This is a genomic window from Hyphomicrobiales bacterium, from assembly GCA_016710435.1.
Lineage (GTDB): Bacteria > Pseudomonadota > Alphaproteobacteria > Rhizobiales > Aestuariivirgaceae > Aestuariivirga.
Map to the genome: position 1 here is coordinate 596,775 of JADJVV010000001.1, position 24,305 is coordinate 621,079.

The window sequence follows — 24,305 nt, forward strand, 5'->3', positions numbered from 1 at the left end:
AAAAAGTTCCCGTATGACTACGTGTCCGAAGTGTCGCCCTCGCCGCTCTTTCCCGACTGCGACATGTCGATGTCCAGGAGGGACGCCAGCCGTACGCGGGCACGGTTGACGCGGCTTTTGACGGTGCCGACAGCGACCTGCGTGATCTCGGCCACTTCCTGATAGGAGAAGCCTGAAGCGCCGACGAGGATGATGGCCTCGCGCTGGTCGTCAGGCAGCTGCTGCATGGCGACGCGCAGATCCGCCACATCGAGGTGGGCTTCCTGGTTCGCCGGCGATGACAACTGGTTGACCAGCTCACCATCCACGTCTTCCACCTCACGCTTGCGCTTCTTCTTGCGAAGCTGGCTGAAATATTCATTGCGGAGGATGGTGAAGAGCCAGGCCTTCATATTTGTGCCGGGCTGGAAATCGTTCTGATGGTTCCACGCCTTCATCAGCGTTTCCTGGACGAGGTCATCGGCGTAATCCGATTTCGCCGACAGCGACAGGGCAAACGCCCGCAGACGCGGAACCACAGAGAGCATCTGCTTCTGGAATTCGTTCTGCACGTCATCAGTGGCAGGCGGATTTGCGGCCTTCAAAACCGGAACTGTCAATGTCAGTCCTCCGTTCCCGGCGGGCGCTTCTTGTCAAGCTGCTTCAACAGGTCGATGAACCTGTCCGGTACGGGTTGATTGGCGACATCCTCGTAGTAATCCTTCAAACGCCGTCCGATCAGATTGAAGATCTTGGAATTGGGTGGGGATTGAGTTGCCGGTTTCAATTGCGGTTTTTTCCTGTTTTTAGGATCGTCGTCCTCGCGAGTCGTCATGGAAAACCCCAGCTTCGTCCGGCTCACAGCCGACACTTGTTCTTTAAACCGCACCGCATTTAAGCCGATCACGGCGTCTCTTAAGAATGTCCGGCGCGGCCCCGGGGTTCCAGCGGCAAAAAAAATTCTGTCAAACCGGAACCCGAAACGCAGGAGTTGCGTTTTAACCCCACGCCAAGTGTCTTGGGTGCAGAGGGAGGTCGCATGGGTCTGTCTACACAGGTGGCAATGTATTTGCCGCAACTTCGCAGGTTTTCCAGAGCCTTAACAGGCAGCCAACAGTCGGGGGATGCCTACGTTGCAGCCGTCTTGGAGGCGCTGATAGCCGAGCCCACCGCCTTGAATCAGGATTCCAACATCCGGGTCGAACTGTACCGCATATTCTGCAAGTGGTGGGAGTCCATTTCACTCAACCTTCAGTCGGCCCCTGCGGGATCAGAGCCGAGCTGGATCGCCGCGGCGCAAAAACGCCTCTCCGGCATGCCGCCGCTGGCGCGCGAAGCCTTCCTGTTGATGACGGTTGAAGGCTTCTCAATCGACGAGATTTCCACCGTCCTCGGCCGCACGGTTTCCGAGGTGCAGTCGCTTGTCGAAGAAGCGTCCAACGCCATCGTGGAGCAGGTGGCCACCAATGTGATGATCATCGAGGACGAACCGATCATCGCGATGGACCTTCGTGAAATCCTCGAAAGCCTGGGCCACGCCGTCACCGGTGTGGCACGCACGCGCCGCCAGGCCGTGGATCTCGCGGCCCAGAAGAAACCCGGTCTCATCCTTGCCGACATCCAGTTGGCGGACGGAAGCTCGGGCATTGATGCCGCAAATCAGATCCTCGCCGACTTCGAGGTGCCGATCATCTTCATCACGGCATTCCCCGAACGCCTGCTGACAGGTGAACGTCCCGAGCCCGCGTTCCTCATCACCAAGCCCTTCACGCCAGACATGGTGAAGGCTGTCGTGAGTCAGGCCCTGTTCTTCGAAACCAAGGCGCGCGCGGCGGCTTAAGGCCGCCCGCAATGGAACTTTTCTGCATCCTCCGCGTTTAATCGGGAGGAGGACGAGATGGTCAGATTTTGCACATTATTCGCCGTGGCTGCGACAACTCTGTTGCTGGCTGCCACTGGCCTTGCGGGAGCATTTGCAAGCGTTGCGATGCTCGCCGGCGCGGTGACGCTCTTTGGCGTAGCCGTGGCGCTCTGCAATTCAGGCCTCAGCGAAAGCTGACACAAAATCCTCTCATCCGTTTCACTCAATCAGGAAGGATCGCTGCCATGAACTGGGATCGCATTGAAGGCAATTGGAAGGAATTCAAGGGCAAGGTCAAGCAGCAGTGGGGCAAGCTCACCGATGACGACCTGACCACGATCGACGGCAATCGCGATGAACTCGAAGGGCTCCTCCAGCAGCACTACGGCTATGCACGCGACAAGGTGCAGAGCGATGTTGACAGCTGGCTGACCCGCATGTGACCGAAATTCCCTCCCCCAACTGAACGGCGGAACCGCAAGGTTCCGCCTTTTTTATGCGTGTCTTGGGCGCGCTGAAATCCTATTGGGAGGGGAATTCGATCTCGCGGACGCTCTCGTCTCGCGGAAACGAGATGCGCCACTGGGCATCGTTCAACTTCTGAAGACCGTCCATCGCCCCAGGCTCCGCTCCGCCGCGAACGATCGTGATCTGCAGGCGCGCCTTGCCCCGCCGCACCGTCACGCGCGTGCGGTCCCACCCGGTTGGAAGGCGGGGAGAGACACGAACAGCATCTCCGTCCCAGCTGAGGCCGAGCACCGCTTCGATGCCGGCGCGGTAGAGCCAGGCTGCGGCCCCCGTGTACCACGTCCACCCCCCGCGGCCGACGTGTGGTGCTACCGAATAGATGTCGGCGACCATCACATAAGGCTCAACCTTGTAGCGCGCCGCATCTTCGGGCGTGCGCGCGTGATTGACTGGGTTGAGCTGGTTGAACAGGGACACGGCTTCGTCCACCTGGCCCAATTGCATCAGGGCAAACACCGACCAGATTGCGCCATGGCTGTACTGCCCGCCGTTCTCGCGCAAACCCGGCGGGTAGGCGCGGATGTAGCCGGGATCGGGCTGCGAGGAATCAAATGGCGGTGTAAACAGCAACGCCAGCCCGTCCTCCGGCCTTATCAGCTGCTTGCGCACCTCCGCCATGGCGGATGCTGCACGGTCGGGTACAGCCGTTCCCGCCAGCACCGACCATGACTGTGCGATGGCATCAATCCGGCACTCGCTGCTGTCCTTGGATCCAAGCGGGGTACCGTCATCAAAATAGCCACGCCGGTACCACGCCCCGTCCCAGCCATGTTTCTCAACGGCTGTGGTCAAGGATTTGATCGCGTCTTTCCAGCGCGTGATGCGAGCGGTGTCGCCGCGCCTCTCGCTTTCGGGCAGGATCGTCTTCAGTGTGGCAATGAGGAACCACGCCAGCCACGTGCTCTCGCCCCTTCCCTTTTCGCCTACGCGATTGAGACCGTCATTCCAGTCGCCACCGCCAATCAGCGGCAGGCCGTGTGGTCCGCGCGTAAGGCTGTGCTCCAGCCCAATGCAACAATGATCATAAAGCGACGCCGTCCGGTCCGAGACGTGCGGCGGGAAATAGGCATCATGTTCCGCCGGCTCCAGCACGCGCCCTTCCAGAAATGGCAGTGCTTCATCCAGTATGGCCGCGTCGTTGGTGACGCTGACATAATGCATGGTGCAATAGGTCAGCCAGGCAGCATCATCGCTGATGCGCGTGCGTGTGCCGGCACCGGTTTCAGGCAGCCACCAATGCTGCACGTCGCCTTCCGGGAACTGACGCGATCCGGCCCGCAGGATGTGGGCACGCGCGATATCCGGGCGTGCAATGCACACGGCCATCGAATCCTGCAATTGATCCCGGAAGCCATAGGCGCCACTCGCCTGGTAGGTGCCGGAGCGCCCCAGCATGCGGCAGGCCAGTGCCTGATACATGAGCCAGCCATTGAGCATCACGTTCATCGCGCCATCGGGCGTCTCGACCTGAACGGCGGAGAGCGTGTCGTCCCAGAAGGCGCGCACATCACGCAACAGCGCCTCGACATCTGCGCCACGGTATTTCTGGACCAGCGACCGCGCACTCTCCACGCTGGACGTTGCCCCGATGAGCACGATCACCTCGACAGGCGTGGCGGCGGAAACCGTGACCACCTGCTGCAGGGCCGCGCACGGATCGAGGCCAGCACCGAAGGCGCCGGAAAGGTCCGCGCCTGACATCACCTCTGCCGGAGCGGTGGAAGTGCCATAGGCTCCGAGGAAGGCATGCCTGTCGCCCGTCATGCTGGTCTGCTTGCCGGCAAGATCGAAGAACACGATCTGATCGCCGAATTCCGGCGTCCATGGATTGCGCGCCATGAGCGCACCGGTTTCCGCGTCCAACGACGTCTGGATATGGAAGGCGGTCGCGCCGCGCGAGGCACCCAGCACAAGCTCGGCGAAGAACGTCACCGACAGTGTTTGCGGCGATGGTGAGGTGGAACGCAACCGCAAACGGCTGATTTTCACTGGTCCATGCACCGGCACGAGGTGCGTCAGTTCCATCGCCAGCGCGCCGTGCTGCGATTCATGCACGGTGTATCCAAAGCCGTGGCGCGTGCGGAATGTGGCATTGGCCTGTTTCACGGGCGCGATGCATGGACTCATGAGTTGTCCGCTGCGCAGGTCGCGCACATAGAAGATTTCCGATGGCGCATTGACCACCGGATCATTCGCCCAGGGGGTGATTTGCCGTTCACGCGCGTTGGCATACCACGTATAACCACCGCCATTCGCCCCGGCATGCGTGCCGAATTCGCCATTCGCGATGACATTGATCCACGGCGCAGGCAGCGGCTTCGCAAGATCATGGGGAATGACATATTCACGGCCATCCCCGCTGAACCCGCCCCATCCATTGAAGAACTGGAGATCGGGAGTCGCAAGAGGCACGCGCGCTGGCGTCAGGTAGGCGGGGTCTTCCGCAGGCATGCGCGCTGGCGCCCGTGCCGGAAGCTGCATGCGCGACACCTGGCGCGACAAGGCGCCGGCCCTTGCGTGCAGAGTGACGCGCGCCACCGCAGGCAACAGGGCCACCGTCTCGGCTGGCAGGAGGTCGGCACGCAAGGCGAACACCTGCCCGCTGCCTTCTGTCGTGCCCATCGCCGTCTGCGACTTGCGGACAAGATCCTCGATCGCCGCTTGCAGGTCCTGCATGTAGGATGCGCGCCGTTCATTGAGGATGACGAGATCGACGGCAAAGCGCTTGGCAGACCAGTAGCCGTGTCCGCGCAGCAACTGCCGGATGATGTCCAGGTCTTCCACCGCATCGATCCGGATCAGCAGGATCGGCCGCACGCCCGAAACGCCCGAAGCCCACAGCCGCGTCTGTTCACGCGCCTGCTGCTGCAACGCGGTGGACGACGGCCGTGCGGCTGCTGACGCGTACACAATAAGGTTGGCCAGGCGGCGGAAAACCTCGGCCTCGCCCCCTTCGACAGCGAAATGGCGGAGCTGCACGCGCGAATGAGTCCAGGCGAGAACGCTGGCGCGTTCATAGGCGGCGCGCTGCCGGTGGCTGTCCACAAGATCAAGAACGCCTTCACGGCTCTCGGCCACCACGGTCCACACACTCCAGCAAGCTTGCTGGCCCGCCGCCACGCGCAGCCGTTGACGCAGGGCGAACACGGGATCAAGAACAGCGCCCGTCGCACCGTCCAGCGTCTTTCCCGGCCGGAAGGCCTGCGCCGTGGACAGGGTGTTGCCCAGGCCAAGGAACTGCGCCCGCGACGTCTCGAATTCTATTGCACTGGCGCCATCAGAATAGGGCACAAGGAACTGTGCGGCCCACACCTGGGGGTCCGACACCTCGCGCCGCCGCCGCATGGCGATCACGGCTCCCAGCTCCGGCACGAATTCCGTGACCACGAAGAGCTTCGAAAAGGCGGGATGCGCCGCATCCGCCGCGGGCGGTGCCAGGGCCAGCTCCATGTAGCTGGTAATCTCAATGATCTGCGAACGCGACGAGTTGTTCACCACATTGACCCGGCGGACTTCTGCATCGCTCTCGTTCGAAACGACGCACTGCAACGTGGTGGTGAACGGGCCATCCACCCGTCGCAGTGCAACCTTGTCTTCGGAAAACTCCGCCCCGTAGTCCTCTGGCTCGCGGACCCGGGGGCTGTATCCCGCCGACCAGCGCTTGCCGCCCCGCATCTCGCGCAGGAAAATGAAATGACCCCAGGGGTCACAGACCGGATCCTCGCGCCAGCGGCTGATGGCGATTCCGCGCCACGATAGGGAGCCGCTTCCCGTCGCCGTGATCATGGTCGTGAGGTGGCCGTTGGACAGCAGTTGCACATCCGGATTGCCGGTTCGCCGCGGATCGACAGCCCGCGGCGCCGCGGCCTCGGCCTCGCTCTGCATGTCCGGCGGCGCGGTGGCGATGCCGGCCATCGGGACGGGCACTTCCTCCGGTGCACGCTCCTGCAGCAGCAATTCCGCGGCGCGTACGATGTTCTCTTCATGAAAGTTGTTGCGGATGCGGTGGCCGAGAACTGTGTTCAGGATGGACGTGATCGTCATGCCCTGGTGATGGGCGAAGTAGGCCTTCACCACCACATGGGTTTCGCCCTCGGGCAGGCGCGCAGGTGTGTAGTCAACGGACTCGTAGAAGCCATAGTCGCCGCGTGCGCCCACGCCATCCAGTATGCGCAGGTTGGCAGCTGCTTCCTGTGGCGCGAACATGGAGGCGAGAGCCGTTGCATAAGGTGCCACAACGACATTGGCAGCAAGGCCACGCTTCAACCCCAGACCCGGCACGCCAAAGTTTGAATACTGGTATGTCAGATTGCGGTCGCGCGCGCTGAAGGCCGATTCCGATATTCCCCACGGCACGCCGAGCTTCTTGCCGTATGCAATCTGCTGCTGCACCACGAGCCGTATCGTCTGGTCGATCAGGCTGGCCGACGGCGGATCAAGTACGATGGCTGGCATGATGTATTCAAACATCGAGCCCGACCACGAGACGAGCGCGGCGCGTCCATTGACAGCAGTCACAGGACGGCCCAGCCGGAACCAGTGCCGCGCCGGCAGATCGCCCTTGGCAATGGCGAGGTAACTCGCAAGTGCGGCTTCTGACGCCAGCATGTCGTAACAGCTTTCGTCGAGCGCATGTTCAGTCACACGGTAACCGATGGACATCAGGTTGCGGCGCGGGTCGGAGAGAAATCCGAACTGCATGGCCAGCGCAATCCCATGGGCATCATCTGCCGCAGCCGTGAGCCGCTTCGTCAGGTCTGCCATCACCTGCGTGTCAATCGACGCCTCGGCAAAATGCTGCTCCACGGTCTCACGCAGCGCGGACGCCCAGTGCCGCACGTTCTCGGCCGCCGCTGGTTCGGCATCACGCACGGCAAGCGTGGTGAGATCAGCGATTGAAGAGGCCTGCATCGCCAGCGCAATGAGGCGGGCGGCAAGCATTTCCGGTGCCGCGCGGGCCGCCTCGACGCCTGCTGTGAAGGCATCAAACATCGTGCGCAACTGCTTGTGCCGCGCCACATGCTCCCGCTGTCCCGTGAGCAGCCCCGCCAACTCCTCGCGCAGGATCGCCAGCACATCATTGAGACCTTCAAGCCGTTCGGCCGCGGGAGCCGGATGCTGGCACCACTGCCGGCACATGTTCGCCACGGCAAGGAGATGACCCGCAAGATTTCCGCTGTCGACGGACGAGACGTAACGCGGCTCCAGCGGCGCAAGTGACTGCGTGTCGTACCAGTTGAGGAGATGGCCATTCAGCTTCTCCAGCCTGTGGACGGTGGCAAGCGTCGCCTCAATGCGCTCGACCGCCGTCACGGCATTGATCCAACCGAACTCCCGTGCACTGGCAACCGACAGGAGATAGAGCCCGATGTTGGTAGGCGACGTGCGGTGGGCGATGACTGGCTTCGGATCCTCCTGGAAATTGTCCGGGGGGAGATGATTTTCGTCCGGGCCGGTGAAAGCCTCGAAGTAGCGCCATGTGCGCCGCGCCGTGGTACGCAGCAAGGCGCGGTCTTCCGGCGCCGCCACCAGTTCGTCCTTGGGCGTTGCCGGTTCGCTCATCAGATGCGCCACGGCGGGGGCGAGCAGCCAGGCGATTGCAAAGGGCATGGCCGACAACAGGACACCATCACCACGCAGCAATGCCAGGCCGAATACCGCAGAGCCGATCAACACGCTGGGCCACATCAGCGCATATTCCGCACCAAGGCCCCGCCTGCTGTTCGCCGCCACCTGTGCTGCTGTCGTCCATTCCAGCAAATGCTTGCGGCTGTAGGCGAGGCGGTAGACTGTGCGGGCGATGGCATCGGCATGCATCCAGGCCTGATGGGCGAGAAGCACGATGTTGCTGGCCGTTACCAGAACCGATTGCAGCGTGTCATTGGCAATGCGGCGCAACTGGCTGGTGAGAGTGACTGTGCCGATGCGCAAGCTCGACCCACCGAACAGCGGCAGGAACACCGGGATGTAGGCGGTGAGGATGACGAAGGAGATCCATGCGGCCGAGCGATGATTCGGCAACCACGTCCATCCCGCGAGAAGCGCCAGCATCACCACGATCGGCTGCACGGAGCGTCGCAGATTGTCGAGCATCTTCCACTGGCCGACGGCGGAGATGTCCGGTGGCCGTTGCGAGGATCGGGGGGCCCTTCCGAACAACCACGGCATCAACTGCCAGTCGCCGCGAATCCAGCGATGCTGCCGCGCCACAGAGACGGAGTAGCGTTCCGGAAAATCCTCGACCACTTCGACATCGCTGACCAGCGCGGCGCGGGCGAGATTGCCCTCGAATAGGTCGTGACTGAGCATGGTGTTCTCGGGCACGCAGCCCGCCAGGGCCGCTTCAAACACATCAACGTCGTAGATGCCCTTGCCTGTGAACGAGCCTTCGCCGAACAGATCCTGGTAGACGTCGGAGACCGCGAACACATACGGATCGATGCCCCGGTGGCTGGAATAGAGCCGCTGATAGGGCGATCCCCCGTGCCCCACGGGCAGCGAGGCCGTGACCCGCGGCTGCAGGATGCCATAGCCACTCGTCACTCTCCCCGTGTCGGCATCAAAATGTGCCTGATTCAGCGGATGCGCGATCTTGCCAACAAGCCGCCGCACGGAATCCCTGGGCAAGCGCGTGTCGGCATCGAGTGTGATCACATAGCGCACATCCATGGCGAGCTTGCCGCCAATCACCATGAACGATGTGTCCGCCCAACCGCGCAGCAATCGGTTGAGTTCGTGGAGTTTGCCGCGCTTGCGCTCCCAGCCCATCCACCGCTCCTGCGCGGCATTCCATTGCCGGAACCGGTGCAGCAGCAGGAATCTGTCTCCGCCATGGCGGCGATTGAGCGCCGCGATGCCGGACAGCGCGGCGTTCAGCAACTCCATGTCGTCGGCAGCATGCTCAGCTGGCGCGTCCGTCCAGTCGGTCACCAGAGCAAACTGGCAAACGCCACGCGGGTTGGAGAGGAAGTGAATCTCCAGCCGCTCCGTCAATTCCTCGATTGCCGAATGGGAGGTGAGGAGCGAGGGGATGACAACAAGCGTGCGCAGCTCCGCCGTCGGCCCATCCATGATCTCCAGTCCCGGCAGCACAACGGGCCGCAGTAATTGCGTGACGGCAAAATTCACCATTGCCAGGCTGCTTTCGAAGGATAGGGCAATGCCAAGCGTAACGAAAACCACAAACACGGGCGTTGCCATGGGCGCACTGAGCAGCGGCACAAGACCGATCCATACAACGAAGGCCGTCAGAAGGATCGCTAGACCGAGATAGCCTGCAAGGCCGCTGCCGCGCAGGGCGGCGGCAAGCCTCTTCTTCGGCGGCCGGCGATAGCTGATCTGACGTTCGAATGCGTCTCTGCCTGGACCGACAATGTAGTATCCGGCGCTGGAGGAAGAAGCAGGCCTGTCCGCCGGCACATCGCGCGACGAACTCAGCACCTGTTCCGTTACCTCGATCTCGCTCAGTGGAGAATGCGCCGACAGGTCTTCAATGCCGCTGCGATAGGCATTGCGCGTCTGGAAATCCATGTCGCCATACTGGTCGGAACTGCGCAACAGGCTATCGACCTTGCTCACGCGGTCGAACCAGTCTTCCCAATGGTAGTCCGAGATGAAACGCAGGCTGGTGATCAGGTTCTGCATCGTCACCGTGGCCATCGCCTGCCGGTGATGCTCATCGGCAATGGCACTGTCAAAGTCATGACCCAGCCGCCCCACTTCGGTGCGCAATCGCTCGACGAGATTGGAATCGGCCTGGTCCTGATCGCGGATGCGCTTCATCAGTTGCACTGTGAACGACAGCCGCTCCGGCGCCGATGTGCCATTGGAGAAGACATCAAGGAGACGGTCCACGTCGATCCTGCCATCAAGCAGCATCTCCGCCCGTTCGTCCGCCAGCTGCCGCATGCGCCGCAAGGCAGCCGTACGTGCCGAGATGCGCCGCAGGTTTTCGATGAGGACGAGGCGCAGGCTGATGGCCGCTGCCCAGAGCTCACCGATCGTGAGCGGGCGCACATCCTGGTAGGCGTTGATGAAGGCGATGAACATCGCCGAATCGAAGCGGCTGTCCGTGTGGGCGATGAAGGCCCAGGCAATGCCGAAGATCTGAGGATGACCAGCCAGCGGGCCGGAAGCAATCTTGGGCAATTGCCGGTAATAGCTGGCAGGTAGATCTTCGATCGCCTGACGGATATGGCTTTCGATCAGGTAGTAATTGTCGATCAACCATTCTGCTGCGGGAGTGACCGGCTTTCCGTCTGCCGCCGCTTCGGCAAGTTCGGTGTAGGATTTGAGCAGCACACGCGCGTTGTTGTGCAACCGCGTGACCACGGTTCGCACCGGCACATAATCATGACTGATCTCTTGCGACTGGGCCAGGCTTGTCGCGTGCGCGCAAAACCGCTCCACCCCGAACAACTCTGCCCGAATGGGCTGATCGTCGCTCCAGATGCCATCTCCATCATGCGAATTGCGCTGCCATGGCAACTGCATGTTACATCACTTCCAATTGCGCTGTGAAAGCGTCTGCCCGTTTATGCTCACATGCAACTCAACGCTGAAGGCGCCACAGGGTTCCATCCCGGACGTTCATTTCTGCATTGCTTCCAGCGCGGGATCAGGATGGGTTTTTTGCCACATTCGCATTTGCTGATGCTTCGTTGGCGTTATCTCCTTGGCCGGAAAGGAATTCACCCACAGGGTTCAGCACGGGCAGGTGACTGCAGAACACCCGCAACGTGACGAGGAAGGGAACCGCCATGATGATCCCGGCGATGCCCCAGGCCCAACCCCAGAACGCCAGCGCGATGAGAATGGCAACGGAATTGATGGACATGCGGCGGCTCAAAACCGCAGGTGTGACGATCTGTGTCTCGATGCCGATGATCGTCATGTAGACGGCCGGCGCCAAGACCGCCTGACCCCAGTTTGAAAAGACCATGATGGAAACAAAGCCGGAGATGATCACGCCGGCAATGGGGCCGAGATAGGGAATGAAATTCAGCGCAAACACCAGGAAAGCCCAGAAGTGCGGCATCGGCATGCCAATGAGCCAGAAGCTCACCCCAACGATGGCACCCAGGCCGGCATTGATCGCGGTAATCGTCAGCAGATAGCTGGAGACGTCACGCTCCACGTCGAAGACGATGCGGAGAGCATTTTTCTTGTCGTCAAGGCGCGGCATGACGCGGATCAGCTTTTCGTAGAACAGGTCACCCGAGGCCATCAGGAACAGCGCAATGACAAGCGCGCTGCTGAGCGTGATGGTGACATTCACGGGATAAGTTGCGATGAAGTTCGCGATGGTGGGCAGCACAGGTTGCCGCACCACAACTTCGGGTGTGGTCGCAGTGCCGCCCTCCGTGGCCGGAGCCGCGATGGTCTGCGACACGTCGAGAATGTGTTTGAACCACTCCAGCAGCGACGCATTGCGCTGCAGGAAGGTGCGCTGAACCTCGGGCCAGCGATTGATCCAGTCCGTCATGGCGCTGCCGAACACGGCAGCAATCACCAGCAGCAAGACTGCCAGCGCGAGCGCAATGCCGGTAGTGGTGACCCAGGCTGGCATGCCCCGCTTCGACATCCGCCGGATGAAGGGGCGAAACGTCAGGGCAATAAAGAAGGCGAAAGCGACGGGAACAAGGAATTCCTTGCCGATCACGGCCGCTGCGGTGATTGCGATAAGCAGAAGGCCGATCAACGCATTGCGGATATGCCGCAGATGAGACGACTCGCGCGTCTCGTTGATGCCTTGCTCCCGGTCGCCTGCTGCGCTCACCCGGCGGATCCTCCTTGATCGCAATATGGCCAGCCCAAACGGAAGAAGCGGCGCCGGAGCGCCGCTTCGGGCTGGATCATTCTAGCGCCGGCCAGAGCGGCGTCCGCCGCGCTGGCGGCCACTCGACTGCCACGACATCATGGAATTGGCAGGCCACATCACACCGATGAGCAGCCCGATGCCAAGACCGATGGCGCCCAGCATCAATGGCCGCTCATTGGCCATGCTGCGGATCGATGCCATGTCTGGGAGCGTTCCGGGCAGTTCACGCGCCGCGGAATCGGCCCAGGAATAGGCACCGCTCAGGGCATCCCGGCCACGGGCAGCATAGCGGGAGGCGCTGCTGCCATAGGATGAGAGCGCCGACGTGGCGGACTGGCGTTGCTGCCGGCCACGGCCGGACGCCTTGGATTTCGCCTTGCGGCCGCCACGTCCGTGGTCGCGTCCGTTAGCCTTGCGCGCCGGGCTCTTCGCCTTGCTCGTTGCGGATTCGGTTGTCGTCGTCGTGACCATGGTGTCCTCCTTTGGTCATTGTGTTGGATTTTCGCCGTGTGGTCTGTTTGCCGCTACCGGCAGGGCCGGACGCGTGATCTTCACCGTCGCGAGCGGAGATCGTCTTTGTGAGGTACAGCGCCGCCGCCATCAGCCCTGCGAACACGACCGGCCGCCCGCGCACGGCTTGCGGGAGGCCCCGTGTGAGTTTGCCGAGCCCCGTGGAATCCACGAGGTCTTTTGCCAGCGCTTGCACACTCAGGCGCTCACGGAGTTCCCCCAGTGTATCCTGAAATGCCCGCCGCCGTGCGTCGGCATCGCGAGCCAGCGCCTGCAAATCCCGTTTCATGGACGTGCCCCTGATTTCCCGCTGTCAAACATCCAGCGGTAGACAGCACTGACAGGCTTGGCCGGCTTGACGTGCAAAATCGACCAGCGGCCAAGCAGGGCCATGACGACCAAAAGCACCACGCCAACAATGACGCCCGCCAGACTTTCTTCCATGGGCCACTGCGACAGGTATCTTACGGCCGCCTGTGCCAGGACGACGATGGCCGCAAATCCGACGAGCAGCGCCACGACGCCCATCACAACGCTCGTGATGATGCGCCGGGCAATGGCTCCCGTTTCCGCCTTGGTCAACGAAGCCTCTGCTTCGGCCCAGGACCGGCCATCTTCAAACAGGCGCGTCGCCAGACCGATCAGCGAGGGCTGACCGTCCGATCCCGCACCCCGGCCCAGTCTAGGCATTGGCCCGGTTCTCGCTGCTGCGCGCCCGCTTGGCGGAAGCGCGGCGGCCAGATTTGTTCTTGCCGCGCTTCGAACTTGCACCACGTGAGCTGCGTGATGTGCTGGAATCGCCCTCGGGCCAGGCAAGCCGGGCCGCAAGCGCACCACCGGCCACTGCCGCAAAGAAGGTAGCCAGGGGACGGCGGCGTGCGAAATCTGCCGTATCGCGCAGAACGGTTTCCATATCGGCATTGCGCGCGTAGTCGGTCACCGTTTCCACGCTCTGGGAAATGGCGTCCACCTGGTTTCGCACCCAGGGGTAATCTTCGAGGCTCGCGGCAAAATCGGAGACGGCACTTCCGATTGCCTCGAATTCACGCGAGGAGAAGGCCCGTCGCCGCAAGCCCACCAGCTTGGCGAGGCTCAACGCATCTTCGACGAGATGAGATCCGCGCGACTGCTGCTGCGAGGAACGTCCGGAAGAATTCTGTTTCATGGTCACACCCATCCGCTACAGTTTTGACTGATGCTGCAACGCCCGGACGCGCCAAGGGTTCCATGCGAGTCTGGATGGTGTGAGGCTGAAATGCTGTGAAAGGTGCGGGCGTCAGCGCCGGCGCAGGATGCAGGAGATCAAGACGGCCAGGCATCCCGCAGAAAAGAGGAGCGCCCTCTTCCGCTCACGGGAGCAAGCGGAAGAGAAGCGCTCCAGCAGGATCAATCGTAAAGAACGGCAGCGATCTTCGGGTCGTTCATGTTGGACTTGTCGTACCAGTAGAAGCCCGTATCCATGATCTTCTCGAGCTTCTCGCCTTTGAGGGCCTTGGCCAGCGAGTTCACCACGCATTCGCCGATGCCGACGGGGTTCTGCGTGATCGAGCCGAGCAGCGTGCCGTCGTTGATGGCATCCTTCTGCGTCTTGCCGGAGTCGTAGCCGATGGCGACGATCTTCGAGCCCGTTTCCTTCTTGGCAACGGCGAGGCCGATGGCAGCGCCTTCGTTCGAGGCGAAGATGCCCTTCAGGTTCGGATAGGCCTGCAGCGTCGCCTTGATGTCATCGGCGGCCTTCAGCGCGTCGTTGGCATACTTGATGTCGACGATGTTGATCTTCGGATACTTTTCCTTGATGCGGTTCACGAAGCCGTCACGGCGGCCAATGCCCGTGGCAGAGGTCTGGTCGTGGATTTCGGCTGCGATGTCGCCTTCGCCACCGATGGCTTCAGCCATCTTGTCGGCGGCGGCGCCAGCGGCGTTCACGTTGTCGGTCGTGCAGGTCGTGAGCGGCAGGTCGCTGTCCACGCCCGAGTCGAAGGCAACGATCGGAATGCCGGCATCAGCGGCCTTCTGGAGGGCCGGAACCTGGGCCTTGGAGTCGAGAGCGGCAAAGCCGAGGCCCTGGGGCTTCTTGGCGATGGCGGCGTTCAGGATGTCGGTCTGCTTGTCGATTTCGGCTTCCGTGTTCGGGCCTTCGAAGGTGATCGTCACGTTGTTGGCCTTGGCAGCCGATTCAGCGCCGGCCTTCACAGCCTGCCAGAACTGGTGGCTGAAGCCCTTGGCAATGATCGGGAAATAGACGTCTTCGGCAAAGCTCGGTGCCGAGAGCATCGTGGCAGCGCCGAACAGGGCCACTGCGAACAGTTTCTTCTTCATGTTTCACTCCGTTGGTTTTTCACATGCCGCATCAGGTTGCGGCGACCATGTTGAACAGTATGTGTCCTCCCTGTCCTACATCTTTTTCCGCAGTGCGATGTCCACATACACTGCAATGATGATGATGACGCCCGTCACCACGATTTTCCACTCTTCCTGCACGCCCATGACGCGCAGGCCGTTGGTGAGAACGCTCATGATGAAGGCGCCGATGATGGTGCCCAGAACGGTACCGCGTCCGCCCGCAAGCGAAGTGCCGCCAATGACGGCTGCCGCGATGGCATCGAGTTCATAGCCAAGACCGAGGGCAGGCTGCGCTGAGTTGAGGCGCGAGGAGACGAGAAGTCCCGCCACGCCACAGATCATGCCGCTCATGCCGTAGGTGATGATCTTCCAGAAATCCACGTTCACGCCCGACAGGCGTGCCGCTTCCTCATTGCTGCCAAGCGCAAAGATGTAGCGGCCCAGCAGCGAACGGGTGAGCACGATCGAGGCCACGATGGCCACGCCGAACATCACAAACACGCCATTGGGAATTTCCAGGCCCGGAATGAGCAAGGTGACGGAGCTCTCGGGAGAAATGTACTGGTAGCTCGGCGTGTCGTTGAAATAGATGGGCTTTGCGCCCGAGAAGACGAGCGCCAGGCCACGGGCGATCTGCATCATGCCCAGCGTTGCGATGAATGGCGGAATTTTCAGCTTGGCGATGATGCTGCCGGAAAATCCGCCCATGACGGCACCTGATGCCAGCGCACCGGCAATGCCCAGCGGCAGCGGCATGCCGGCATTGGTGAGCACAAGGCCTGCCATCACCGCCGTCAGCGTCATCATGGTGCCAACGGCGAGGTCGATGCCGCCCGAAATGATGACGAGTGTCACCGCAACGCCCAGCACGCCGTTCACGGCGGTGGCCTGCATGATATTGACCATGTTGTTCCAGGCCGCGAAGTTCGGCGCAAAGATGCTGAAGAACAGCAACAAGGCCACCAGCACGACGAACGCCACCGCCTTCTGCATGGTGGCGATGGTGAAGAAGCCGGTCTTTTCCGTTTCGGCAGCGTTCAGGGCGGTGTCGGTCATTGTCCGGTCTTTCTCTGTATCAGGCGGCCTTGCCCCAGCCTTGCGCGGCGAGGGTCATGATCGATTCTTGCGTTGCGGTCTTGCCGTCCAGTTCGCCGGTGATGCGCCCTTCGCACATGACGATGACGCGGTGCGACAGCCGCAGGATCTCCGGCATTTCGGATGAGATCACCACAATGGATTTACCCTGCTCTGCGAGGCCCTGCAGCAGCTTGTAGATTTCTGCCTTGGCACCCACGTCGATGCCGCGCGTCGGCTCATCGAAGAAGAGAATGTCACAGTCACGCAGCAGCCACTTGGCGATGACGACCTTCTGCTGGTTGCCACCGGAAAGCAGACGTGTCTCCTGGTCCACCGAGGGTGTCTTCACTCTCAGCAGGTCCACGAACTGCTTGGAGGTGCGGCGCAGCGCCCCGTCCTGCATCCACACTTTGCCGCGGGTGAAGCGGGGCCACGATGCCATCGTGACGTTGTCACGCACCGACATGGGCGTCACCAGTCCGAAATGCTTGCGGTCTTCGCTGAGGTAGGCGAGGCCCAGTCTCACTGCGTCCTTGGGGCTCTTGATGGCCGCGCGCTTGCCGTGCACGTAGATTTCGCCGCTGTCGATCGGGTCGGCACCAAAAATGGCGCGCGCGACCTCGGTGCGGCCCGCGCCCATGAGTCCGGCAAAGCCCAGGATTTCGCCCTTGCGCACGGTGAAATTGATATCTTTCACGGCCTTGCCGCGGTTGAGACCGACAACCCGCAGCATTTCGGTATCGGTGCCCTGCCCTTCGGCGCGGCTGGCATCGGCCAGTTCACGCCCCACCATCATGGAAATGATCTTGGCCATGGACGTATCTGCCGCCGGCAGCGTGCCGATGTACTGGCCGTCGCGCATCACGGTGATGCGGTCGGCGATGCGCTTCACTTCATCCATCTTGTGGGTGATGTAGACGATGCCCACGCCCTGGGATTTCAGTTCCTTGATGATAGCGAAGAGATGCTCGACTTCCGTTTCGTTGAGCGCGGAGGTCGGTTCGTCCATCACGAGCACGCGGGAATTGAACGACAGCGCCTTGGCGATCTCGACCAGCTGCTGGCGCGCAACGGTGAGATGCCCCACTTCTTCGCGCGGGTTGATATTGATCTTCATGCGCTTGAACAGCGCCGCCGCATTTGCGTTCATCGTCGCTTCGTCGACGAACAGGCCGAAGCCCCGGCGCGGCTCGCGGCCAATGAAAATGTTCTGCGCCGCCGTCAGGTGGCTCATCAGGAAGAGTTCCTGGTGGATGATGCTGATGCCGAGATCCTGTGCCGCCTTGGGGCCGGGGATGGTGACAGGCTTGCCATCCACCATGATTTCGCCGTCGTCGGGCTGATACACGCCCGTCAGGATTTTCATCAGCGTGGACTTGCCTGCGCCGTTTTCGCCCATGAGCGCATGAACCTCACCGGCACGGAGATCGAACTGCACACCGCGCAGGGCGTGGACACCGGGAAAGCGCTTTTCGATATTGCGCATCACGATCTTCATCGCGGGTGCGGCAACGTCGTCACGCGGCTGTTGGATCGCCGGCGCGTCATGCGCTTTGCTCTTGGCATTCATGATGCCTGTTCCTCTCCCATGTGCGCAGCCACAGCGTGCCGCGTCTCATTTTATATTCAGCCTAGCAGCATTTGCACCGACGCCAAGAGTCAATGCTTGTCGGCGCTTTCCGTGCCAGGCCATGTTTCCCCTCTGGCTTGCTGCCATGTTTTTGGGAAAGCATTGCGTTGGAAAGAGCAGGACGTTCCGGCGCCGTGTCGGCAGGCACCAATCCTTTTCGCCATCGCCCGCATCGCCGACACGCTGCAGGCGCAGACAGCGGAGGAATGGATCAAGACGCCACCCCCGCGTGCCAGCGACCGATTCCATCCCAAAAATCTCAAAAATTTTCAAGAACAAATTTTTCCAGACTGCCAGTTTTGGAATATTTGTTTTGTTTTGACAACTTCCTATGCATAAACACCCAAGTTCATGAAATATTTGCATCACAATGATGCAAAATGAGTTACAATCTCATTAGATGGGTGGCAACACATGACCTTGTCCAGAAAAACAACCGTCCACGATCTCCTCATCTCCAAGGGCAGGCACAAGTGGGTGCAGGTCCATGTCGACAGTGCCGCGGAAGCGGCGGCCGCGACGGAAGCGGGCATCTCCATTCTGTCTTGCGAGCCGGACCATACGCTGGAAGGCATTCGCCGCGCCGCGCCCTTGGCGTTCATCTCCGCAGGTATGCCCCACGGCGCCGTGGCCACCGGCGATGAAGCCATCCGCTACGGCTTTGCCACGCTGCGGCGAGGGGCCGATGCGATCTATTGTTCGCAGTCCCCTGCCATCATCGAAGCCATGGCCCGCGAAGGCATTCCGGTGACGGGCCATGTCGGACTCGTTCCCGATCTTGCAGCATGGACAGGCTTTCGCGCCGTGGGCCGCACCGCCCTGGAAGCGCGCAAGGTGATGCAGAAAGTCAAGGACATCGAAAACGCCGGCGCGGCCTGTGTCGAAGTGGAAGTGGTGCCGGTTGAACTGGCCGATCACATCACAAGGTCAACCTCCATGATCACCATGGGGATGGGCTGCGGCAGCGTCTGCGACACGCAATACCTGTTCTCGTGTGACATCCTCGGAACGAACACGGGCCACTACCCGCGCCATTCCCGCAAATATGCCGACCTCGCCGCGATGGAGGAGGCCATGCAAAAGGAACGCATCCGCGCCTTCCAGAGCTTTGTGGTGGATGTCGGCGGCGGCGTCTATCCCCAGCCAGGCCATGAAGTGCATATGGACGCAATACAATTGAAACAGTTCCGCGCGTCAGCCGGAATCGAATGAGGGCAACCATGAAGCGTGTCACCGTCGCCGACATCATGGAGGAAACCGGCCTTTCCCGCGCCACGGTTGACCGCGTGCTCAATGGCCGTGGCCGTGTGCATGCCCGTACCAAACACGTTGTCCATGAGACGATCCAGCGGCTGCAAAGTCCCGCGGGCACAGACCGCTTCGCCCCATCGGCAGACATGCTGCTCCGTGTGGGCCGCGGCATGACCCGGCAGATGACGGCGGTGTGGGAGGCGCGCGGCGTGAAAGGCGATATCCACGATGTCTATGACGCCACGGAAACCGACATCATCCGCACCATCCGCCGTTTGGCGGAGGACCCGTCGCGGCCTCTCATCCTCACGGTGAAGAACAGCGATGGCATCGTCGAAGCGCTGCGTCAGGCGCGGAGGACCGGCAAACGGATCATCACCCTCGTCTCCGACGTTTCGCCCGATGCGCGCGACCACTTCGTGGGCATCGACAATCGCGCCGCCGGACAAACCGCCGCCTACCTGATCGGTGGCATGCTCGCAGGGCGGCAGGCAACGGTGGGTGTAGTGGTGGGCGACACAGCTTTCCGTTGCCACGAAGACCGCGAGATCGGTTTTCGAACGGGATTGCGCGCGCAGTTCCCGCTTCTCACCATTGCCCCCGAAGCACGCGGCGAAGACAGCGCCGACCTCACTCGCAGAGCCGTCGCGCACCTGCTGGACGAGCATCCGCAACTGGCGGCGATCTATAATGTCGGCGGTGGCAATCAGGGCTTGGCCGCAGCACTCGAAGCCGTGGGCCGCGCAGGCAATGTGGCTGTTGTCGGCCACGACGTCAACTTCGTCACCGCGCCCTTGCTGCGCGGGCACGTGCTGAACTATGTGATCGCCTCCGACCCGGCGCATCTGCTCACGACCGCACTGGGCATCGCCACGGCCCTTCCCGACACGGGCGACACCGCCCTTGTCGATTTCGGCATTTACAGCCGCTTCAACTTGCCCACATTTGCACAATGAGTTTAAAGATGCAAAATGCAACATTCTTGAATGAATGTGCGTCATAATACAACATGGCTCTTGCAACATTGTCGCATCACCCTGTATTGGCGCCCTTCGCGACAGCATCACGTCACCCTAGAAGGAGAGCCCGGCCATGGATGATCTGCAGTTCGGAACCCGGGACAAGCGCGGCAACTGGTCGCCGAAGGACCCCGCCGAGGTGGCCCCCATCTGGGAGATGCCGCCGAAGATCGGCAAGATCCTGCGCTGGTTGCCGCAATACGTGTTTCCTTACGACATCCTCTGGGTGCTGTCGGCACTGGCGTGGTGGAACTGGGTCTTGCCCGACGTGGACGTGATGAAGACGCTGGCCTGGGGCTGGATCCTCAAGCTCTTCATCGTCAACACCATCGCCGTCTTCGCCTTCTTCGGCATTTTCGAATGGCGGCTCTACATCAAGCGGGCACAGGCCACGCGTTTCAAATACAACGCCCGCTGGCCCTCCGAACATCCGAGCGACGCCTTCTGGTTCAAGAGCCAGAACACCGACAGCATTCTCCGCATCATCTTCCATGCATTGCCGATCTGGACCGCAATTGAGGTGGGCATGCTCTACGCTTTCGCCAACGGATGGGTGCCCTGGGTGAGCTTTGCCGAGCACCCGCTCTACCTCATCGCCCTGATGCTGGTGATGCCGATCATCCATGAGACGCACTTCTTCCTCATTCACCGTCTCATCCACACGCCGTTCCTCTACAAGCATGTGCATTCGGTGCATCACAACTCGGTCAATCCCTCACCCTTCTCCTCGCTCTCGATGCATCCGGTGGAGTTGCTGCTCTATCTCGGCATGGCGTTGTGGCACCTGGTCATTCCCTCCAACCCGATTCTCGCGCTGTACCAGTTGCACCGCGCCGCCTTTGGCGCCATTCCGGGCCACATCGGGTTCGACAAGATCGAGACAGGTGACAACAAGGGCATGGCGACCCACGCCTATATTCACTACCTCCACCACAAATATTTTGAGGTGAACTATGGCGACGGACTCGTACCCTTCGACAGGTGGTTCGGCACATTCCATGACGGTTCCAAGGACGGCGAGGCGCGCATGAACGCCCGCTTCCAGAAACGCAAGGCCAAGGCCAACAGCGACCAGAGCGCGGGGGTGTGACTGCAATGACACAATGGATTACAGCCTGTGCACTCGACAGCATTGAACAGGAGGGCGTGAAGCGTTTCGATCACGGCGGGAAGACCTACGCGGTCTACCGTTCGGCCTCTGACGAAGTCTTCTGCTCGGATGGCCTCTGCACCCATGAATCCGTCCATCTCGCGGATGGCCTGGTGATGGACTACGAAATCGAATGTCCCAAGCATTCCGGCGCCTTCGACATCCGCTCGGGTGAGGCCATGCGCCTGCCCGCCTGCAAGAATCTCAAGATGCATGAGGCGAAGGTGGAAGCAGGCATGGTGTTGCTGAGCATCGCCTAGACTGGTTCACACCAGCAACGGCCTGATCATTTCCACGCCGCGCGCCACAAGTGCGGGCCTGCCCCGCGCCTCGACATTCAACCGCAGGAGAGCTTCGGTGTTGGAGGGGCGCAGATTGAAGCGCCAGTCGCCGAAGTCTGCGCTCAGCCCGTCGGTGTCATCGCAGTGCGCCTGCCCGGCAACAGCGGCGCGTACGCGCGCAAGTGCCGCCGCGACATCTCCCACCACCACATTGATTTCGCCCGAGGACGGGAACGCCGCCCTGCGCTCCCGTACCAGACTGGCAAGCGGGCCGTGAGCGCTGATGATCTCGGCCATCACCAGCCACGGAATCATGCCGGAGTCGCAGGCATGGAAATCCCGGAAATAGTGATGCGCCGACATCTCGCCGCCATAGATGGCACACGTCTCTCGCATCGCTTGCTTGATGGTGACATGTCCCGTCCGGGACTGAACCGCGCGGCCACCGAGGCTCTTCACGATGTCCTGCGAGTTCCAGACCACTCGCGGATCATGCACGACGGCTGCACCGGGCTCTCGCGCCAGGAAATGTCCTGCCAGCAATCCCACGGCATACTCGCCGTTGATGAATGTGCCAGTGTGATCGAAAAAGAAGCAGCGGTCAAAATCACCGTCCCAGGCCACCCCGAAGTCCGCCTCGCACGCCCGCACGGCATCTGCGGTGTCGTGCCGGTTTTCGGGCAGAAGCGGATTGGGCACTCCACGGGGAAAACGCCCATCGGGTTCGTGGTTCATGCGCACGAAAGTGAGTGGTGCCCCCATCTCGCGGAGTTGTGCCGCAATCGCATCAAAGGTGGGACCTGCCGCACCATGGCCTGCATTGACGAGGATGCGGAGCGGCCTCAGGCGTTGCACGTCCATAAAGGAAAGCACCCGCTGAACGTAGGCGCTCCGCGCCTCGACGCCCCGGTTGAGCAAACGCCCAGCGCCGCGCGCCCACCCGCCGCCTACGGTCGCGGCCCGTTCCCGCATTGTGGCGAATACATCCGCGGGCAGCGGCGCAGAGCCTGCGCCCACGAATTTCACACCATTGTCGCTGAGCGGGTTATGCGAGGCCGTGATGCACATCCCTCCACCCGCTGCGAAATGGCTGGTAGCGCTGTAGACCTCCTCCGTGCCGCACAGCCCGAGGTCCGTCACCTCGCATCCTGCCTGTGTGAAAGCCTGCGCCGCCGCGGCAGCAAACCCGGCCGACGACGGCCGGTTGTCATGTCCCAGAACCACGCTCCGGGCCCCTGTCACATCGGCAAAGGCACCTGCAATGCGGGCGATCACCACATCATCAAGATCGGCGCCGATGCGGCCCCGCACGTCATAGCTCTTGAAACAGCGGCGAACCCTTGCCGCATCAGGGCCGGGCATAGACGTCTTCATGGCGCACGATGTCGTCTTCCGCGAGGTAACCGCCTGTCTGCACCTCGATCAACACCAGCGGAATCTTTCCGGGATTGTGCAGGCGGTGGATGGCACCGAGCGGCACATAGACACTCTCGTTCTCAGCCGCGAGCCGCGTCTCCCCACCAATGGTCACATGGGCCGTGCCTTCGACAACCACCCAATGCTCCGACCGGTGATGATGCGATTGCAGCGAAAGCGTTCCGGCCGGATTGACCACGATCCGCTTCACGTGGAAACGGGGACCTGCGACGAGCGTTTCATACCAGCCCCACGGGCGGTGCGTGCGCTGCATTTCCGTGGCCTGCCGGGCACCCCGGCTCTTCAGCGTTTGCACGGCAATCTTCACATCCTGCGCACAGTCCTTGCGGGCGACGAGAATGGCATCGGGCGTTGCAACGGCGATGATGTTGTCCAGACCTATTCCCACCAGTTCCTGTGTCTCGCTTGTGCCACGCAGCAGGCTGCCGCTACAGTTGATGGCCGTGGCCGCCCCGCACATCACGTTGCCATCTGCATCGGCATCGCTTTCGCGCCAGACCGAATGCCAATCCCCCAGATCCGACCATGCACCGCCATAGGGCATGACCATCAGGTTTCCGGCCCTCTCCATGATGGCGTAATCGATGGAGATGTCATCAAGCCCGGACCATGGTTCAGCGGCAAGGCGCGTGAAGCCGAGATCGGGCCTTGCCTCGTCAACCGCGCGCGTCACCAGCGCGAGCGTCTCCGGTGCAAGCCGTTCGAAAGCCGCGATCAGCGTGGAGACGGTGAACAGGAAGATGCCGGCGTTCCACAGCGTATGACCTGAGGCAATCAACTCCTCCGCATAGGCGCGGGGAGGCTTCTCAATGAATCGCGCCAAGGGCAGCGGCGCGGGAGGTCCCGCACCCGGGCGTTCCGCCAACTGCAGATAGCCATAGCCCGTTTCCGCCCGCGTGGGCCGGATGCCGAACGTGATGATATGGCCCCGCTGCGCCTGCGGCACGGCGGCCCTCACCGCCTCGCGGAAATCCTGCGGCTGCTCCACCACATGATCGGACGGCGCAACAATCATGAGTGTCTGCGGATCGATCCTCGCCTGATGCAGTGCCGCCGCGAGAATGGCGGCAGCGGTGTTCCGGGCCTCGGGCTCGATGAGAATGGCTGTGGGCGCGACCTGCACGGCGGTCAGTTGCTCCGTCACGATGAAGCGGAAATCTTCAGCCGTGACGATGAGCGGAGCGGCGAAACCTTGCCCGCTCAGCCGCCGCGCTGACGCCTGGAACAGGCTCTCGTCACCCACCAAGTCAGCGAATTGCTTGGGGTAGGATTTGCGCGAAACAGGCCAGAGCCGCGTGCCGGACCCACCGCACAGGAGAACAGGGCATATGGAAACAGGCATCGAATGCAGCCAAAGTGAGGGCACTCGGCAAACTCTAGTTGAGAAATTGCAAACGAAGCAACCGGATTCTGGTAATA

General features: G+C 61.7%; 20 protein-coding genes. 7 read left to right on the plus strand and 13 right to left on the minus strand.

What is annotated here, in order from left to right; all coding sequences use genetic code 11:
- Positions 1-17: 17 nt before the first annotated feature.
- Positions 18-527: a sigma-70 family RNA polymerase sigma factor gene (locus IPM06_02950; GenBank protein ID MBK8769371.1), complete on the minus strand. Its 510-nt coding sequence runs from the start codon at positions 525-527 to the stop codon at positions 18-20.
- Between the two features lie 74 nt (positions 528-601).
- Positions 602-814, minus strand: a complete 213-nt coding sequence (locus tag IPM06_02955) for a hypothetical protein (GenBank protein MBK8769372.1) — start codon at positions 812-814, stop codon at positions 602-604.
- Between the two features lie 204 nt (positions 815-1,018).
- On the opposite strand from IPM06_02955, the gene IPM06_02960 reads away from it, so the two are divergent.
- Positions 1,019-1,819 carry a response regulator gene (locus tag IPM06_02960; GenBank protein MBK8769373.1) on the plus strand — a complete coding sequence of 267 codons (801 nt, stop codon included), beginning with the start codon at positions 1,019-1,021 and terminating at the stop codon, positions 1,817-1,819.
- Positions 1,820-2,085: 266 nt separating this feature from the next.
- Positions 2,086-2,283: a CsbD family protein gene (locus IPM06_02965; GenBank protein ID MBK8769374.1), complete on the plus strand. Its 198-nt coding sequence runs from the start codon at positions 2,086-2,088 to the stop codon at positions 2,281-2,283.
- Positions 2,284-2,362: 79 nt separating this feature from the next.
- Here the strand turns inward: IPM06_02965 and IPM06_02970 are convergent, their stop codons facing one another.
- From IPM06_02970 to IPM06_03010, 9 genes are all read right to left on the minus strand, one after another.
- On the minus strand, positions 2,363-10,861 hold the full coding sequence (locus tag IPM06_02970; GenBank protein MBK8769375.1) for a glycosyl transferase: 8,499 nt from the start codon (positions 10,859-10,861) through the stop codon (positions 2,363-2,365).
- 124 nt (positions 10,862-10,985) lie between these two features.
- Positions 10,986-12,146 (minus strand): AI-2E family transporter, encoded by a 1,161-nt coding sequence (locus IPM06_02975; GenBank protein ID MBK8769376.1) that lies wholly within the window; start codon positions 12,144-12,146, stop codon positions 10,986-10,988.
- A gap of 81 nt (positions 12,147-12,227) precedes the next feature.
- Positions 12,228-12,659 (minus strand): hypothetical protein, encoded by a 432-nt coding sequence (locus IPM06_02980; GenBank protein MBK8769377.1) that lies wholly within the window; start codon positions 12,657-12,659, stop codon positions 12,228-12,230.
- On the minus strand, positions 12,595-12,987 hold the full coding sequence (locus IPM06_02985) for a hypothetical protein (protein ID MBK8769378.1): 393 nt from the start codon (positions 12,985-12,987) through the stop codon (positions 12,595-12,597). The genes IPM06_02980 and IPM06_02985 overlap by 65 nt, the downstream gene beginning before the upstream one ends.
- The gene (locus IPM06_02990) at positions 12,984-13,388 is read right to left on the minus strand and encodes a phage holin family protein (protein ID MBK8769379.1); all 405 of its coding nucleotides are present in this window, start codon (positions 13,386-13,388) and stop codon (positions 12,984-12,986) included. Before IPM06_02990 ends, IPM06_02985 begins: the two co-directional genes overlap by 4 nt.
- The gene (locus IPM06_02995; GenBank protein MBK8769380.1) at positions 13,381-13,863 is read right to left on the minus strand and encodes a hypothetical protein; all 483 of its coding nucleotides are present in this window, start codon (positions 13,861-13,863) and stop codon (positions 13,381-13,383) included. The genes IPM06_02990 and IPM06_02995 overlap by 8 nt, the downstream gene beginning before the upstream one ends.
- A 221-nt stretch (positions 13,864-14,084) precedes the next feature.
- A complete protein-coding gene (locus IPM06_03000; protein MBK8769381.1) occupies positions 14,085-15,017 on the minus strand; it encodes an ABC transporter substrate-binding protein in 933 nt (310 codons plus the stop codon).
- Positions 15,018-15,092: 75 nt separating this feature from the next.
- Positions 15,093-16,097 carry an ABC transporter permease gene (locus IPM06_03005; GenBank protein ID MBK8769382.1) on the minus strand — a complete coding sequence of 335 codons (1,005 nt, stop codon included), beginning with the start codon at positions 16,095-16,097 and terminating at the stop codon, positions 15,093-15,095.
- Between the two features lie 19 nt (positions 16,098-16,116).
- Positions 16,117-17,616: a sugar ABC transporter ATP-binding protein gene (locus IPM06_03010; GenBank protein ID MBK8769383.1), complete on the minus strand. Its 1,500-nt coding sequence runs from the start codon at positions 17,614-17,616 to the stop codon at positions 16,117-16,119.
- Positions 17,617-17,784: 168 nt separating this feature from the next.
- On the opposite strand from IPM06_03010, the gene IPM06_03015 reads away from it, so the two are divergent.
- The 5 genes from IPM06_03015 to IPM06_03035 all read left to right on the plus strand — a co-directional run bounded on the left by IPM06_03015 (position 17,785) and on the right by IPM06_03035 (position 21,428).
- Entirely contained in the window at positions 17,785-18,087 is a 303-nt protein-coding gene (locus IPM06_03015) for a hypothetical protein (protein ID MBK8769384.1), read from the plus strand.
- Between the two features lie 81 nt (positions 18,088-18,168).
- The gene (locus IPM06_03020; protein MBK8769385.1) at positions 18,169-18,960 is read left to right on the plus strand and encodes a 3-methyl-2-oxobutanoate hydroxymethyltransferase; all 792 of its coding nucleotides are present in this window, start codon (positions 18,169-18,171) and stop codon (positions 18,958-18,960) included.
- A gap of 8 nt (positions 18,961-18,968) precedes the next feature.
- The gene (locus IPM06_03025) at positions 18,969-19,955 is read left to right on the plus strand and encodes a LacI family DNA-binding transcriptional regulator (protein ID MBK8769386.1); all 987 of its coding nucleotides are present in this window, start codon (positions 18,969-18,971) and stop codon (positions 19,953-19,955) included.
- 136 nt (positions 19,956-20,091) lie between these two features.
- Positions 20,092-21,108: a sterol desaturase family protein gene (locus IPM06_03030; GenBank protein MBK8769387.1), complete on the plus strand. Its 1,017-nt coding sequence runs from the start codon at positions 20,092-20,094 to the stop codon at positions 21,106-21,108.
- A 5-nt stretch (positions 21,109-21,113) separates the two neighbouring features.
- Positions 21,114-21,428: a Rieske 2Fe-2S domain-containing protein gene (locus IPM06_03035; GenBank protein MBK8769388.1), complete on the plus strand. Its 315-nt coding sequence runs from the start codon at positions 21,114-21,116 to the stop codon at positions 21,426-21,428.
- A gap of 6 nt (positions 21,429-21,434) precedes the next feature.
- Here the strand turns inward: IPM06_03035 and IPM06_03040 are convergent, their stop codons facing one another.
- Positions 21,435-22,811 (minus strand): phosphomannomutase, encoded by a 1,377-nt coding sequence (locus IPM06_03040; protein MBK8769389.1) that lies wholly within the window; start codon positions 22,809-22,811, stop codon positions 21,435-21,437.
- Positions 22,798-24,228, minus strand: a complete 1,431-nt coding sequence (locus IPM06_03045; protein ID MBK8769390.1) for a mannose-1-phosphate guanylyltransferase/mannose-6-phosphate isomerase — start codon at positions 24,226-24,228, stop codon at positions 22,798-22,800. Before IPM06_03045 ends, IPM06_03040 begins: the two co-directional genes overlap by 14 nt.
- Positions 24,229-24,305 lie beyond the last annotated feature (77 nt).